Source organism: Pseudomonas sp. AP42 (genome assembly GCF_001728935.1).
Taxonomy (GTDB): domain Bacteria; phylum Pseudomonadota; class Gammaproteobacteria; order Pseudomonadales; family Pseudomonadaceae; genus Aquipseudomonas; species Aquipseudomonas lactis.
Genome location: NZ_LYSO01000008.1, coordinates 105,443 through 120,555, shown reverse-complemented (window position 1 = coordinate 120,555; position 15,113 = coordinate 105,443). Strand labels below are relative to the sequence as shown.

Here is a 15,113-nt window from a genome sequence, read left to right as displayed (position 1 = left end):
GGCCGTTACCGCAGAAATGGATATGTACTCGGTATAACTGTGTCGGCTGTCAGGCCGCCTTCGCGAGCAAGCCCGCTCCCACAGTTTGATCGTGGTGTGTCAGGTAGATAGGCGTCGGCTGTCTAATCCTCAAGGGAGCAATAGCGTCGTGCCGAAGTTGTGTAGATACCTATGCTGCGATGAGGCCCTCAAGCACACCTCAGTAAAATTTTTTCACTTGGCCCTATCACTTTTCGATTCTCACTCGGCACCTAGGCAATTGAGAAATATTTCCATTCAGGAGCCGCCCTTATGTCCCGCACGCTAGACACCTTGTTGCGCCCCAGCCTGTTAGCCGTGGCGATCGCCCTCAGCGCCCCGCTCGCCAGCACCACGCTGTATGCCGCAGAACAAGCGTCCAGCGTGCGCGCCTACAACCTGCCGGCTGCGCCCCTGGCCACCACCCTGAACCAGATCGCCAGCCAGGCCGGCCTGGCGCTGACCCTCAACCCCGCACTCGCCGCCGGCAAGACCTCGGCGCCGGTCAAAGGCCAGTTCGATGCGCAGGGCGCGTTGCGTGAGGCCTTGCGGGGAACGGGGTTGCAGTTGGAACAAAGCAGTGCGGGCACTTACACCCTGATGCCGGTTCCGGAGGGCGTCGTTGCCTTGCCGACCACCAACATCACCGGCCAAGGCAGCTATGAAAGCGCTTGGGGGCCGGTGGAAGGATATGTAGCAAAGCGCACCGCCGCCGGCACCAAAACCGATACCGCGCTGGTTGAGGCACCACGCTCGATCTCGGTTGCCACCCGCGAGCAGATGCAGGACCGTAACGTGCAGAACCTCGACGACGCGGTCAAGTACATGCCCGGCATCGTGTCCGCCAGCTACGGCAGCGACACCCGTTACGACTGGATGCGCGTGCGCGGCTTTGAACCCACCCAATTCCTCGACGGCCTGCCACTGCCCCGTGGCGTGTACGCCAACCCAAAAGCCGAAACCTGGAACCTCGATCGCCTCGCCCTGCTGCGCGGCCCGGCTTCATCGGTTTATGGTCAAACTCCACCTGGTGGCTTGCTGGACATGGTCAGCCGCCGTCCCAGCGCCGAACAGAGCAGTGCTATCCAGGTGCAATACGGCAGTGACAACCACCGCCAGATCAATTTCGAAAGCACTGGCAAGATCGATGATGAGGGCCAGTTTCTCTACAGCGTTGGCGGCGTGGTGCGCGATGCCGGTACCCAGGTCGATCACATCGACAACAAGCGCTACAACATCGCACCGAGCTTGACCTGGAATATCGACACCGATACCAAGTTGACCTTGCTGTCGCAGTTCACCCGCGACGATACCGGGGCGACCAGCCAATTCCTGCCGATAGTCGGCACCAAGATCAAGTCGCCACTGGGTGACGTTTCGCATCATAAAAACCTGGGCGATCCAGACTACGAGTTCTACGACCGTACCTATTACGCACTCGGCTACGCATTCGAGCACCGCTTCAACGATACCTGGCAGTTCAAACAGAATCTGCGTTACACCAAATCAGAATTGTCGTTCCAACAATTGACCGTGGGCGCCTTTGGCTGGGCACCGGTCGACGCCGAAGGCAATATGGACCGTTCTTCGACCAACGTGGACGAGAACATCGGACAATTGGCGGTAGATAACAACTTTCAGGCCGACTTCTCCACAGGCGACGTCACCCACACCCTTCTACTCGGGCTTGACCACCAGCGTACCGATACCTCGTACCTGTCGATTTACGGGCAGGCCGGACGAGTCAACATCTTCAACCCGGTCAACACCACGCCAGTTGAACGCCCCGCACGCTCCGGCGCTTTCTACGACTACAATCAGAAAACCGTCCAGACCGGTCTCTACGTCCAGGACCAGATGGCTCTTGATAACTGGCGCCTGACCCTGGGGGGCCGTGAAGACTGGGTGCACCAGGGCACCACGTACTTCAACAAAAACGACGCGACCAATACTGACCGCAGCAAGAATTTCAGCGGGAACGCGGCACTGAGCTATGTGTTCGACTCGGGCTTCGTACCGTATATCTCCTACGCCGAATCTTTCCAGCCGGCGAGCAACGCCAGTGCCTCTCCTACAGAGTCCTATAAACCTACCGAAGGCAAGCAGTGGGAATTGGGGATCAAGTACCAACCGCCGGGTTCGAACACGCTACTCAGTGCCGCGCTGTATGACCTGACCCAGAAGAACGTTCTGGTCAGCAGCTTCCAGTCCGGTGGTGTGTCTGTCACCGACCAAACCGGCGTAGTGAAAGTCAAAGGCCTGGAGCTGGAAGCCGTGTCTGATGTGACCGAAAACCTCAAAGTCATCGCGGCCTACACCTTGGCCAAGTCTGAGGTGCAAAAAGGTCAGTACAAAGGCAACCGCCTGCAACTGATGCCTAACCAACAAGCGTCCTTGTGGACCGACTACACCTGGCACACCGGCGCGCTCGACGGTTTCGGTATCGGCTTCGGCGCCCGCTACACCGGCAACACCTACGGCGACCAGGCCAATACCTGGGCCGGCAAGGCCAACGCCTACACCGTCTTCGACGGCGCGGTGCACTACGACCTCGGCCGCCTGGACAACAGCCTCAAGGGCGCGTCGGTGAAAGTGAACGCGACCAACCTGTTCAACAAGGACTACATTTCCACCTGTGATGGCTCCTATTGCTACTTCGGCGACCAACGCAGCGTCGTCGCCAGCGCCACCTACCAGTGGTAATCAGCTGAGTTAACAGCCAAGCCGCCCCACCGGGCGGCTTTGGTGCATCTGAAGGCTAGACAATGAAAAGCAAAACCATCCGCCGCTGGTCCTTCATCCACACCTGGACCAGCCTGATCTGCACCGTATTCCTGCTGATGCTCGCCCTCACCGGCCTGCCGTTGGTGTTTCACCACGAGATCGACCACCTGCTGGGCAATGAGCCCGAACTGGCGCAGATGCCTGCCGATACGCCCCGGCTCAACCTCGAGCAGCTAGTCGCCAAAGCCCAGGCCCATCGCCCCGGCGAGGCCATGCAGTACCTGGCCTGGGACGAAGACGACAACAACGGCGTGATCGCGATCATGGCGGCCACCGCCGGCACGGAGCCGAACTCATCGCACACCTTCATGCTCGATGCCCGCACTGGCGAAACCGTCGAAATGCCGTCTGCCAATGGGGGCTTCACCCTGTTCCTGCTGCGCCTGCATGTGGATATGTTTGCCGGGCTGGCGGGCAAGTTGTTGCTGGCGTTCATGGGCATTCTGTTTGTGCTGGCGATTATCTCGGGCACGGTGTTGTACCTGCCGTTCATGCGCCGCTTGAAGTTCGCCACCGTGCGCCAGGACAAGTCCACTCGCCTGCGCTGGCTCGACCTGCACAACCTGATCGGCGTGGTCACTTTGACCTGGGCGCTGGTGGTGGGGGTGACTGGCGTGATCAGCGCCTGCGCCGACCTGATCATCGCCGCCTGGCGCCAGGACAGCCTCAGCGCCATGATCGAACCCTACAAGAACGCCCCGCCGCTGACCCAGCGCGCACCCGCCACCGAGCTGTTGAGCATTGCCGCCAAGGCCGCACCGGGTATGGAGCCAGACTTTATCGCCTTCCCCGGCACGCGCTTTTCCAGCGAACATCACTACGCTGTGTTCATGAAGGGCAGCACCCACTTGACCTCCCATTTGCTGACACCGGTCCTGATCGACGCCAGCACCCTTGCCGTCACCGCCATCGCCGAACGGCCGTGGTACATGGACGCCATGGGCATGTCCCAACCCCTGCATTTTGGTGATTACGGCGGCATGCCGATGAAGGTCCTGTGGGCGGTGCTGGATGTGTTGACCATCATCGTGCTGGTGAGCGGCATTTACTTATGGATCGTACGGCGCAAGGCGGCCAGGGTATGAAGCCGCGGCAGTCGAATTTCTGGAAGGTGTTTGCCTTACCGCTGGGGATTGGCCTGCTCAGTGCCGCCGGGTTGTTTGCGGCGCTGCTGGGGGATGGGTGGTGGGATTCTTTGAGTTGGATCGGGTTGGGCATACCCGCGGCCATTGCCGTCTACAAACTGCTGTAGGAGCGAGCTTGCTCGCGAAAAACCCGAGAGCACCGCGTTAAACCAAGCGAGCTGCGTTATCGTTGGCGTTATTCGCGAGCAAGCTCGCTCCTACAGAGGAATGCCCATGTCCGCGCCTAGCATGACCTTGTTCCACAACCCGGCGTCACCCTTCGTGCGCAAAGTCCGCGTGCTGCTGATCGAGACCGGCCAACAGGACCGCGTGGCCCTGCACGCTTGCATGCCCACGCCCATCACCCCGGACGCCGATGTGGTGCAAGGCAACCCCACCGGCAAGATCCCGGCCCTGCGCCTGGCCGACGGTTCGGTACTGCACGACAGCCGGGTGATCCTCGATTACTTCGACCACCAGCATGTCGGCAACCCGCTGATCCCCCGCGACGGCTCGGCCCGCTGGCGGCGCCTGACCCTGGCCTCGATGGCTGACGGCATCATGGATGCCGCCGTGCTGGTGCGTTACGAGACCGCCATGCGCCCGCCAGAAAAACACTGGGCGCCCTGGCTAGATGAACAGCGCAACAAGATCCGCCGCGCCCTCGCCGAACTGGAGCGGGACGCCATTGCCGAACTGGCCAGCCACTTCGACATCGCCGCCATCAGCGTGGCCTGTGCCCTGGGCTATATCGACTTTCGCCACCCGGATCTGCAATGGCGCACCGACAACCCAAGGCTCGCCGCCTGGTACGCCGAGGTCAGCCTGCGGCCTTCGATGCAGCAGACTCAACCGCCTCTGTAGGAGCGCGCTTGCTCGCGAAAATCGTCAACGATAACGCGGGTCGTCTGGTTAAACGCGGTGTTCTTGCGTTCTTCGCGAGCAAGCTCGCTCCTGCAGTGGAAGGTGGCGTTGGTGAGAAAGTTGACCATCTTCGCTTTCATTTGCTGGTCTTCGCGCAGTCCGATCATTGCCCTTGCTCCACCTTGCGTTTACCCACCCCATACCAATCCAGCTTGCGTGTCAGCACCATCACGGTGCCCAACAGGCCAAACAGCAACAGCGAGCCCATCAACAGCGCGTAATCCTCGGCACTGAGCAACCCGTACAGCAAGCCATACAACGCCGCCAGCCCGGCCGAAAACCCCAGGCCGTGGGCAACGCTGCGCAGCACATGGCACACGTAGAAGCCAATCAACAGCACACAGGCGCTGGCGGATATCAGGTAGGCCAGGGCAAAGCCCAGATGCTCGGACAACGACAACAACAGCAGATAGAAGAACGCCAGGGCGACGCCCACCAAGGCGTACTGGATCGGGTGCACCGCCAGACTCTTGAGCACCTCGAAGAGGAAGAAGCCGGCAAAGGTCAGGGCGATAAACAACAGCGCATATTTAATCGCCCGGTCGCTCTTGAGGTACTGGTCTACCGGGTCGATGAAGTTCACGCCAAAGCTGCGGTTGCTGAAGTTTTCACAGCCTTGCCCGTCCAGGCAGTTCTGCAGGGCTTGTTCGAGGTTGGTGGAGAAGAATGTCGTCTGCCAATTGGCGCTGAAGCCCTGGTCGGTCACCTCACGTTGAGCCGGCAGGAAGTTGCCGATAAAGCTCGGGTGCGGCCAGTTGGACGCCAGTGACACCTGGCTGGTCTTGCCCACGGGCACCACTTGCAGTTGCTCGGTGCCTTGCAGGCGCAGATCGAAGGCGAACTCCACCACGGCGGGTTTCTTGCTGTCTTGCTCGGGCAGCGTCACATGCACACCCTCGCCCAGCCAATCGACTTGGGAACCCGGAGAGAACTCCAGCCGCTGCTCACCCAGTTCCAGCTTCAGTGCGTTTTCAATGCCGCGAATATCACTGATGCCCACCGCCAGAAACGCCGGTTCAAAGCGGTAGTCTGCAAAGTCTTCGGTGATCCCCAACTGCGCAGGCAACTCGAAACGCCCGCTGATACGGTTGTCGGCATGGAACAACCGCGCCTGGTAGATCCCCCGCGAGCGCAGTTCGGTTTGCACCTTGCCGTCGAGCTCAAAACGGTCCGGCAGGAAATACAGACGGCCGCGTTCTTCACGGGTTTCTTCGTAGCGTTTGTTGAGCTTCTCATTGAGCTTCCACTCACGCACGGTCTTGCGATACGGCACCACCATCACCGGCCCGGTGAGGCGCTGGGCAAAGCTTGAGCTTCTGGCAATGTCCATCAATACGCCGTCGCGCAGTTGCTGGCGGTCGCTGATGATGCCGTTGATCATCAGCAATGGAATCAACAGCAGCAGGATCAGCAGCGCAATCGCGCCCAGTTTGAAAAGCAGGTTGCGGTTCATGGGTCTCTCCCTGTTTTGATGGGGAGAGTCTGCCCAGCCGATATGGGGGATTTATGTGGGCAATGTGGAGACTGTGTGGAGATGCAGCACCGCTTGCACGCCGCCGGGTACGTTGCCGATTTGCAGGGTACCGCCGTGCAGCTTCATCACTTCTTCGACAAAGTTGAGCCCCAGGCCCGTACTTTTGCGCCCGCTGGCCGGGCGCGGCAGCGAGTAGAAGCGCTCGCTCAGGCGCGGCAAGGCGTAATCGGGAATCGCCTGCGCCTGGTTGAACAGGCCGACCTGCACCTCGTGATGCCGCACCTGGGCACTGAACCTCAGCGTGCCGCCGGGCGGAGTAAAGTCCAAGGCATTGTCCAGCAGGTTACCCAGGGCCTGGCGCAGCAGGAAAGGTTCGCCAAATACCTTCACATCAGCGGCAATCGCCTGCTCGACGTGCAAGCCGGCGCCTTCGACCCGCGCACATTGAGCCTTGAGCACATCCTCAACCAGGGCGGCCAAAGGAATGCTCGACTGCTCTTCCAGACCCTGGCGCTGCTCCACCTGGGCCAGGTTCAACAGGCGTTCGATCAACTGTTGCAGGCGCGCGCTTTCGCTGTCGATATTGCCGACAAAACGCTGCTGCTGCTCGCGGCTCATGTCGCCCTGCAACAGCTCCGCCGCCCCGCGAATCGCCGCCAACGGGCTTTTCAATTCATGGGTCAGCGTGTGCACGTAGCGCTCTACGTAAGCCTTGCCTTCCAGCTGCGTGCGCATGTGTTCCACGGCGGTGGATAACTGCTTGAGCTCGCCGCCGCGATAATGCGGCAACTCGGCGCGGCGGCCCTCGCTCACGGCTTCGGCATAGGCGGTAAGGCGTCTGAGGGACGCCGTCAGCCACCACGACAATAGCGCGCCCAGCAGCAGCCCCAGGGTGACCAGCCCGGCGCCGTACCACAGCAGGCGCCGCTCAGTGCGATCCACGTAGGGTTGCAACGAGCTGTTGGGCTTGGCTACCGTGACCACGCCGATAATCTGGCCGTTGTCACGAATCGGCGCCCCCACGTGCATAACCGATGAGGTGGCGTCGTCCGCGTCACTGCGGGTGGAGCGCGCACCGTATTCGCCACGCAGGGTCAGGTACACGTCGTTCCATTTCGAATAGTCCTGGCCCACCGCTTCACCGCTGGAGTCGAGCAATACCCTGCCCTTGGCGTCGGTCACGTAGATGCGATGGTTGACCTGGTTTTTCGGCAGCCCCCAGATCACCGCACCCGGTTGACGGTTGCCATAGGCCTTGAGCAGCGCTGGCCAATGACTCTGGCCGAGGGTGCCGTTCTTCACGTCCTCGCGCAGGATCTCGGCCAACAGGTTGGCGGTGTCCACCAGGGTTTCTTCGGTGGACTGGCGCACGCCGGGGCGGATTTCCTTCATCACGGTGTTGAGCACGAAGTAGCCGGTCAGGCCGATAAACAGCGCATACACCAGGAAAATCCGCAGCCCCAGGCGCATCAGCTGTGGCTCGGGCTGTAGCTATAGCCAAGGCCACGATGGGTCTGGATCGGCTCGGCGTCCGCCGCCACACTCCGAAGCTTGCTGCGCAGGCTTTTGATATGGCTGTCGATATTGCGCTCGTAACCGGCATCAAAGGGTACGCCCACCGCGTCCAGCAGTTGCTCGCGGCTGAACACACGCTCGGGTTGTTCCAACAGGCTTTGCAGCAGGCGGAACTCATGGCGCGTGAGGCTCAAGGGTTGGCCGCGATAGAGAATCTGCATGCGCTCCAGATCTACCTGGAACAGCGTCGGCGCCACACCCGGGCCGACCCGCTTGAGAATTGCCCGGACCCGCGCCGCCACTTCCCGTGGGCTGAAAGGTTTGACCACGTAATCATCGGCGCCGATCTCCAGCCCCACCACGCGGTCGATCTCCGCATCCCGGGCACTGAGGAACATCACCGGCACTTCGCTGAAGCGGCGCAATTGCTTGCAGGTTTCAAAGCCGGTGATGTCCGGCAGGCCGATGTCGAGGATGACCAGGTCGGCCGGGGTCTGGCGCTGATGCTCCAGCGCCGCCTGGCCGAGCGTCAGCCAGGTGGTGGTGAAGCCTTCGCCTTGCAGGGCAAAGATCAGCGTGTCGGCTATCGCCGCTTCGTCTTCGACAATCAGGATGTGCGGCATGGGTTCAATCAGCAGTCCGGTTTGTCGGCAGTGTAGCGACGTGCCGGGTTTACCGCAGCGCCAAATTCACGCAGGGCCTTGGCGCCAATCAGCAGTGGGTAGTTGAAACTGCTGCGGTCAGTGAGGTTGACCTCGACGGTGCGCTTGACGTCGCCCAGGCACATTTCCAGGTCGATCACCGGGCGCTTGGCCACGCTGGCTTCGTCCTTGTCATCATCTTCGTCGGCGCGGCTCTTGATCTTGCTGATGCGCGACACCTTATGCTCATACACCTTGTTACCTGCGTCTTCGCCGCCGAGGCGGAAGCGCACCCAGTCATCGCCGTCGCGCTGAAAGGTTTCGATGTCACGCGCCGACAGCGAGGCGGTCAGTGCGCCGGTGTCCATCTTGGCCTTGAAGGTCTGGCCGATCTCCGGCAACTGGATGTATTCGTAGCGACCGTAAAGGGTCGGCTCGGCCGCCATGACAGGCACAGCAACCAGGGCGAACGCGGCAAGGAGTAATTTCACGGCAGGATTTCCTCGAAAGAAGTGGGCGGAGTCTAGACCGCAAACACAGCACTTAGTTGGATGACCGAGCATATCGCGCACAGTGTGAAACATTCGTCGGGCATTTTGCGATTTGGCCTCTAGACTCACCTTGCTTATCATGGCCCGCCCACAGAATTCCAAGAGTTGCTTATGCGCCGCCTGCTCACCGGCTGTCTGGTTACACTGCTGCTGTTACTCAACACGCTGATCCTGATCGGCCCCTTGATGGTCTTCGCCCTGCTCAAGCTGGTGGCGCCAGGGCGCTCGCGTGACTATGCCTCATGGGCGGTGATGTGGATCGCCGAGACCTGGGCCGAGATCGACAAGCTGATCTTCGCCGCGTGCATCCCCACCCAATGGGATATTCGCGGTGGCGAGGACCTGCGCGGCGATACCTCTTACCTGGTGATCAGCAACCACCAATCCTGGGTCGACATTCCCGCACTGATCCAGGCATTGAACCGGCGCACACCGTTCTTCAAGTTCTTCCTGAAAAAAGAACTGATCTGGGTGCCCTTCCTCGGCCTGGCCTGGTGGGCGCTGGATTACCCCTTCATGAAGCGCTACACCAAGGCGTTCCTGGCCAAGCACCCGGAGCTGGCGGGGCAGGATTTGAAGATCACCAAGCAAGCGTGCGAGCTGTTCAAGCGTCAGCCGGTCACCGTGGTCAATTACCTGGAGGGCACGCGGTTCAACGAGGCCAAGCGCACGCAACAGGCTTCACCGTATAACCGGTTGCTCAAGCCCAAGGCGGGCGGCGTGGCCTTTGTGCTGGCGGCGATGGGCGAACAGTTGGACGCGATCCTCGACGTGACCGTGGTGTACCCGCAGCAAAAGATTCCGGGGTTCTGGGACTTGATCAGCGGCGCGGTGCCGACGGTGATCGTGGATATCCGCACCCGCGAGCTGGACCCGGCGTTGTGGCAAGGGGATTACGAGAATGATCCGGCGTTTCGCCAGACCGTCCAGAACTGGGTCAACCAGCTCTGGATGGAAAAGGATGCGCGCATCGAACAACTGCGCGAGGAGCCTCTTTAGCTGCCGGTGCCCCACGCCTGAGCCAATTTGCCCAGCACGGAGTTGCTGGCACCCGCGCCGCCCAGGTATTGCAAAATCACCGGGGCAAACTGGCCGACCATGCCGCTGTCCATGCCCAGAGCGCTGAAGGCGGTGTTCAAGTCATTGGTGCTTTTCACGTTGCCCAGCAGGCCGTCCAGGCCGCTGGTCTTGCTGCCGCCGGTTTGGCCGAGCATCCCGCTCAAGGCACCGAGGCTGCCCAACGCGTTATTACCCGACAGCTGCTCGAGGCCCGGCACACTGCTACTCAACTGCGAGAAGTCGTTGCCGCTGAGTTTGTTCTTGGCCAGACCCAGCATGGCACCCGTGCCGCCCACCGCTTGCTCGGGGGTGATGTTCAGTTGCGAGGTCAGGGCCTTCAGCAGGCCGCCCGTTTCCGACGTAGGCGCGGCGGCAGCGGCCTTGTTGTTGCCACCCTGCATGCCGGAAATGGCGTTGGCTGCATCGCCAAGGCTGAAACCTGCGGCGAACACCGGGCCGGCGGCCACGGTCAACAGGCAGGACAGGGCAAAACCGCGTGAAATCTTCATCGAAACAACCTCTGGGTATAGGGGTAAACGCAGGCGTTGGACTGGGTAACCCGTCGGTTGTTCCGGAGCCCCTCAGGAACCCATCGAGGATAAGCGGGTCCATGAACTGACTACAAAATTTGTCGAGAAGAGACTTATGACTGCGATCCAACCCCCAGTGATTGAGCACAAGCCTGCGTTCTGGAGCCGCCCTCGCCTGTTCATCGGCGCCTGCGTGGTGGTGGTTGCCGGTATCGGCGGCGCGCTCTACACCCAGGACAGCGTCAAATCCGCGGCAACGTTGGTGACCACGACCCAGCAGCCAGCCGCACAGATCATGGCCCACAAGGATTACCTGGAAGTAGAACCGATTGCCTCCACGGCGCCAGCACCCGACCAAAGCCTTGAACTCTGGGCGATTCCCAAAGACGGCACACCGGTGTCCCTTGGCCTGTTGCCGGAGGATGGCAAAGGTATCATTGGCCTGAATCCGCGCCAGCAGGAAACCATCAAACAACCCGTGGAGTTGATGGTAAGTTCTGAAACCAAAGGTGGCTCAGTGAGTAAGCAGCCAACCGGCCCTACGGTGTATCAAGGGGCACTGGCAATTCGCTAATCCTCGGCTACGCAAACTCGGATCAAACTGTCGGAGCGGGCTTGCCCGCTCCAACGTCACCTGTAAATCGCCCACCACACGATAGACATCTTGAATACTTATTCAATTTGATTATAGACCGCATAAAAAATGAATCTAAAAACCTGTCAACATTCACAGTAGCTCATATCAAATTAAATATTGATGATGGAGACTCCTTCAAGCACTGGAGCAAACAAGGATGAACCCTTCAACATTCAAAAAACAGCCTTCTCTGAGCCTCTTCTGCCTGTCAGGTTTTATATCGCTGGCTGCGTTACTTGGAACCACTTACGCGTCGGCGGAAAGCTGTCCAGATCTAAGTCAGGTCAATGGCTCCCTGGACAACGGAACCTACAAATACCAGTTTGGTAATTGGAAAGGCTCCAATCAGCCCGGCGCACCCGACGCAGATAAGTCTTACCTGAATGCAGGGCTACACTTTGACAGGGTCACACTGGCGCAACGGGTAATTTCAAGCACAGAGGGATCGGAGGATCCCAATGAAACAGAAAGTCCGGGCACAACTGTCGCCTACATCAGATGTGATTATGTTGGCGCGGGAGATGACGCTCGAATCCGACTGGTCAAACGTGTCGGCGAGCTACCTAAACCGGATGCTGGCACTTGGGAAAATGAAACCACCACTAATACAGCCGGCACGATCAACAAGTACTGCACCCATACAAGTTGCTCTTTTAAATAAATACGACTACCAGACCTCTAAGCATGGGTTATGCGTGGAGAATTCAGAACCGCTAAACGCGCCTTACCTCACTACGAAAGTTCTAGCTTTCAAATAATGCAGCAGGGCGGCCATTGGCCGCCCTTTTATCTTGAACTCAAGCTGCACTAAACAAACTATGCGGATCAATCACAAACTTCTTCGGCACACCCGCATCGAACTCGCCATACCCGCGTGGCGCGTCATCCAGGCTGATCACCTGCACGCCGACGATCTCGGCAATGTTGATACGGTCCCACATGATCGCCTGCATCAGTTGGCGGTTGTACTTCATCACCGGCGTCTGCCCGGTGTGGAAGCTGTGGGATTTGGCCCAGCCCAGGCCAAAGCGAATGCTCAGGCTACCCATTTTCGCGGCGGCATCGACAGCACCTGGGTCCTCGGTCACATACAGGCCTGGGATACCGATCTTGCCCGCCACGCGCACCACGCCCATCAGCGAGTTGAGCACCGTGGCCGGGGCTTCGGCCTTGACGCCGTCATGACCGTGGCCGCGCGCTTCAAAGCCCACGCAGTCAACGGCGCAGTCCACTTCGGGCTCGCCCAATAGCGCGGCTATTTGTTCGTGCAGGGGGGTGTCGGTGGACAGGTCGACCACTTCAAAACCCTGGGCCTTGGCGTGGGCCAGGCGGATTGAGTTGACGTCACCGATGATCACCACCGCTGCACCCAGCAAACGAGCGGAGGCGGCAGCGGCCAGGCCGACCGGGCCGGCGCCAGCGATGTACACGGTGCTGCCTGGGCCAACACCGGCCGTAACGGCGCCGTGATAGCCGGTGGGCAGGATGTCGGAGAGGCAGGTCAGGTCACGGATTTTCTCCATGGCCTTGTCGCGGTCCGGCAGTTTCAGCAGGTTGAAGTCGGCATACGGCACCAGCACGTACTCGGCCTGGCCGCCGGTCCAGTCGCCCATGTCCACGTAGCCGTAGGCACCACCGGCACGGGCCGGGTTGACGGTCAGGCAGACGCCGGTGTGTTGTTCCTTGCAGGAGCGGCAGCGGCCGCACGCCACGTTGAAGGGCACAGACACCAGGTCACCGATTTTCAGGTTCTCGACGTCGCTGCCCTTCTCGATCACTTCACCGGTGATTTCATGCCCCAGCACCAGGCCGGTCTGGGCCGTGGTGCGGCCGCGCACCATGTGTTGGTCGGAGCCGCAGATGTTGGTGGAGACCACGCGCAGGATGACGCCGTGCTCAATCTTCCTGCCACGGGGGTCCTGCATTTTGGGATAGTCGATTTTCTGTACTTCGACCTTGCCGTTGCCGAGATACACGACACCACGATTACCAGACATGCTTTCACCTCGCTGTTGTTTTTATGGAACTGCGTTGCCCTTGGGGCAGCGCGTTAAGTGCTCGGGTACAGATGCTGTTTCTTGTGTTGCTTGTAAGGGCCTCATCGCAGGCAAGCCAGCTCCCACCGTGGATCGGGTTCACACATCCAGGAATGTGGGAGCTGGCTTGCCTGCGATAGCGATCTAGAGAACGACGGTGCGATTGGCATTCAAAAACACCCGCCGCTCGATGTGATACCCCACCGCCCGCGCCAATGTGAGCCCTTCGATATCGCGCCCCTTGGCAATCAAGTCTTCGGGATAGTGGCTGTGATCCACCACTTCCACGCCTTGGGCGATGATCGGCCCTTCATCCAGATCGTTGTTGATGTAATGCGCCGTGGCGCCCACCAGTTTCACGCCCTTGTTGTACGCCTGGTGATACGGCTTGGCGCCCTTGAAGCCCGGCAGCAACGAGTGATGAATGTTGATGGCCTTGCCGTCCAGCTTGCGGCACAGCTCCGGTGACAGCACTTGCATGTAGCGCGCAAGGATCACCAATTCGGCGCCGGTGTCTTCAATCACCTGCCACACCTGACGCTCCTGGGACGGTTTGTCGTTGGGGTCCAGGGGGAAATGGTAGTAGGGAATCTGGTGCCAGTCGGCCAACGGTTTCAGATCAGGGTGGTTGGACACCACCGCGACCACATCCATCGACAACTGGCCGATGCGCTGGCGATACAGCAGGTCGTTGAGGCAGTGATCGGCCTTGGAGACCATGATCACCACTTTGGGCCGGTAGTTCGGCGCCGTCAGTTCGAAGATCATGCCAAACGCTTCGCCACGGCTCGCCAGGCCTGCGCGAAAGGCTTGCTCGTCGAAGCCATCGGGCTGGCGAAACTCCACACGAATGAAAAACCGGCCCGAAAGGCGGTCATCGAACGAATGGTGCTCGGTGACGTAGCAGCCCTGTTCGAACAGATAGCGGGTGACCGCGTCCACCGTGCCGAGCACGCTGGGGCAGTCGGCGGTCAAAATCCATGTATCAGGGGCGCGGCTCATTACGAATAACTCCTCAAACAACGCTATCGACTGTAGGAGCGAGCTTGCTCGCGAAGAACGCCAACGATGATGCGTGCATGCTGAATGAACGCGGCGTCTTTGAGTTTTTCGCGAGCAAGCTCGCTCCTACAGTGAAGGGGTGAGACAGCGCGAGCGCCATGTCAGGCTTGGACGCTCAGGCCGAATTCGGCCGAGGCATCCTGCAGCCACAACCACCAGTAATCCGAGAAGCTGCGACGGATCAGCAGCTCCCAGGTGTCGTCGCTGGTATGACGGATCACCAGTTGCGACTTGGCAAACACCGTACCCACCGCCTTGCCCACCGGAAAGTTATTAGGGTGCACTTCATAGCTGGTGGACTTCATCAGCACATCGCGCACATTCGGGCCGCTCAGTTCAAGAATCTGCTGGCCGCCGCTGACGTTGACGATCTGGATATGCAGGTCGCCCAGGGCAGCGCGCAGATTTTGCTCGGCGGCAAACTCTTCACCGCTCGGCACGATCAACAGCCACTCATCCGGGCCGAGCCACTGCAGGCTGGTTTCACCGTTGACGACCACGCTCAAGGGGCCGGGCAGTTCGATGCCAACCGCCTTGTGTACGCCAGCGGCGAAGGCGGCGTCGTGGCCATCGCCACGGATAGTCAGGTGGCCGAGGAGTTTCTTTTCACGCACGGTCACGCCGGCGTTCTTGCGGCCCTTGCCCACCAGGCTGGCGAGGTCGGCATGGTGCAGCGACGACTCGGCCTTGGCACCGGTGGTGGGGCGTTGTTGGTAAACATTGGCTGCTGTCATAAAGCACCTGTTCTGAATTCTGTG

16 protein-coding genes are annotated in these 15,113 nt (G+C 60.2%); 7 read left to right on the top strand and 9 right to left on the bottom strand.

Annotated features, from left to right (window positions below):
* Positions 1-291: 291 nt before the first annotated feature.
* The 4 genes from A7K61_RS05285 to A7K61_RS05275 all read left to right on the top strand — a co-directional run bounded on the left by A7K61_RS05285 (position 292) and on the right by A7K61_RS05275 (position 4,790).
* Positions 292-2,721, top strand: coding sequence for a TonB-dependent siderophore receptor (locus tag A7K61_RS05285; RefSeq protein ID WP_069557100.1), 2,430 nt, complete (start codon positions 292-294; stop codon positions 2,719-2,721).
* 62 nt (positions 2,722-2,783) lie between these two features.
* Positions 2,784-3,887 (top strand): PepSY domain-containing protein, encoded by a 1,104-nt coding sequence (locus tag A7K61_RS05280; protein WP_069557099.1) that lies wholly within the window; start codon positions 2,784-2,786, stop codon positions 3,885-3,887.
* Entirely contained in the window at positions 3,884-4,054 is a 171-nt protein-coding gene (locus A7K61_RS32200) for a hypothetical protein (protein WP_098950171.1), read from the top strand. Before A7K61_RS05280 ends, A7K61_RS32200 begins: the two co-directional genes overlap by 4 nt.
* Before the next feature lie 106 nt (positions 4,055-4,160).
* Entirely contained in the window at positions 4,161-4,790 is a 630-nt protein-coding gene (locus tag A7K61_RS05275) for a glutathione S-transferase family protein (RefSeq protein WP_047711942.1), read from the top strand.
* On the opposite strand, the gene A7K61_RS34180 is transcribed toward A7K61_RS05275, so the two are convergent.
* The 5 genes from A7K61_RS34180 to A7K61_RS05250 are packed head-to-tail and all read right to left on the bottom strand — an operon-like array spanning position 4,775 to position 8,971.
* A complete protein-coding gene (locus A7K61_RS34180; protein ID WP_032894972.1) occupies positions 4,775-4,957 on the bottom strand; it encodes a hypothetical protein in 183 nt (60 codons plus the stop codon). The genes A7K61_RS05275 and A7K61_RS34180 overlap by 16 nt on opposite strands.
* Positions 4,954-6,303, bottom strand: a complete 1,350-nt coding sequence (gene creD, locus A7K61_RS05265) for a cell envelope integrity protein CreD (protein WP_069557098.1) — start codon at positions 6,301-6,303, stop codon at positions 4,954-4,956. The genes A7K61_RS34180 and creD overlap by 4 nt, the downstream gene beginning before the upstream one ends.
* A gap of 51 nt (positions 6,304-6,354) precedes the next feature.
* A complete protein-coding gene (gene creC, locus A7K61_RS05260; RefSeq protein WP_069557097.1) occupies positions 6,355-7,794 on the bottom strand; it encodes a two-component system sensor histidine kinase CreC in 1,440 nt (479 codons plus the stop codon).
* Positions 7,794-8,462 carry a two-component system response regulator CreB gene (gene creB / locus A7K61_RS05255; RefSeq protein WP_003194839.1) on the bottom strand — a complete coding sequence of 223 codons (669 nt, stop codon included), beginning with the start codon at positions 8,460-8,462 and terminating at the stop codon, positions 7,794-7,796. The genes creC and creB overlap by 1 nt, the downstream gene beginning before the upstream one ends.
* 8 nt (positions 8,463-8,470) lie before the next feature.
* Positions 8,471-8,971, bottom strand: a complete 501-nt coding sequence (locus A7K61_RS05250; RefSeq protein WP_014720226.1) for an ATP-dependent zinc protease — start codon at positions 8,969-8,971, stop codon at positions 8,471-8,473.
* 171 nt (positions 8,972-9,142) lie between these two features.
* Here A7K61_RS05250 and A7K61_RS05245 point away from each other — a divergent pair, with 171 nt between their 5' ends.
* Positions 9,143-10,030 carry an acyltransferase gene (locus A7K61_RS05245; RefSeq protein ID WP_044271786.1) on the top strand — a complete coding sequence of 296 codons (888 nt, stop codon included), beginning with the start codon at positions 9,143-9,145 and terminating at the stop codon, positions 10,028-10,030.
* Here A7K61_RS05245 and A7K61_RS05240 read toward each other — a convergent pair.
* Complete coding sequence (locus tag A7K61_RS05240; RefSeq protein WP_047711945.1) at positions 10,027-10,599, bottom strand: DUF2780 domain-containing protein; 573 nt, start codon at positions 10,597-10,599, stop codon at positions 10,027-10,029. The two genes, A7K61_RS05245 and A7K61_RS05240, sit on opposite strands and share 4 nt — an antisense overlap.
* A gap of 136 nt (positions 10,600-10,735) precedes the next feature.
* Here A7K61_RS05240 and A7K61_RS05235 point away from each other — a divergent pair, with 136 nt between their 5' ends.
* Both A7K61_RS05235 and A7K61_RS32195 read left to right on the top strand, forming a co-directional pair.
* Positions 10,736-11,194 (top strand): anti-sigma factor domain-containing protein, encoded by a 459-nt coding sequence (locus tag A7K61_RS05235; RefSeq protein WP_044271796.1) that lies wholly within the window; start codon positions 10,736-10,738, stop codon positions 11,192-11,194.
* Positions 11,195-11,414: 220 nt separating this feature from the next.
* A complete protein-coding gene (locus A7K61_RS32195) occupies positions 11,415-11,918 on the top strand; it encodes a hypothetical protein (protein ID WP_125970773.1) in 504 nt (167 codons plus the stop codon).
* A gap of 136 nt (positions 11,919-12,054) precedes the next feature.
* Here the strand turns inward: A7K61_RS32195 and fdhA are convergent, their stop codons facing one another.
* From fdhA to A7K61_RS05220, 3 genes are all read right to left on the bottom strand, one after another.
* A complete protein-coding gene (fdhA, locus tag A7K61_RS05230) occupies positions 12,055-13,254 on the bottom strand; it encodes a formaldehyde dehydrogenase, glutathione-independent (RefSeq protein WP_003194849.1) in 1,200 nt (399 codons plus the stop codon).
* 183 nt (positions 13,255-13,437) lie between these two features.
* Positions 13,438-14,295, bottom strand: a complete 858-nt coding sequence (purU, locus tag A7K61_RS05225) for a formyltetrahydrofolate deformylase (protein WP_044271799.1) — start codon at positions 14,293-14,295, stop codon at positions 13,438-13,440.
* A gap of 161 nt (positions 14,296-14,456) precedes the next feature.
* Positions 14,457-15,089, bottom strand: coding sequence for a sarcosine oxidase subunit gamma (locus A7K61_RS05220; protein WP_069557096.1), 633 nt, complete (start codon positions 15,087-15,089; stop codon positions 14,457-14,459).
* Positions 15,090-15,113: the final 24 nt, after the last annotated feature.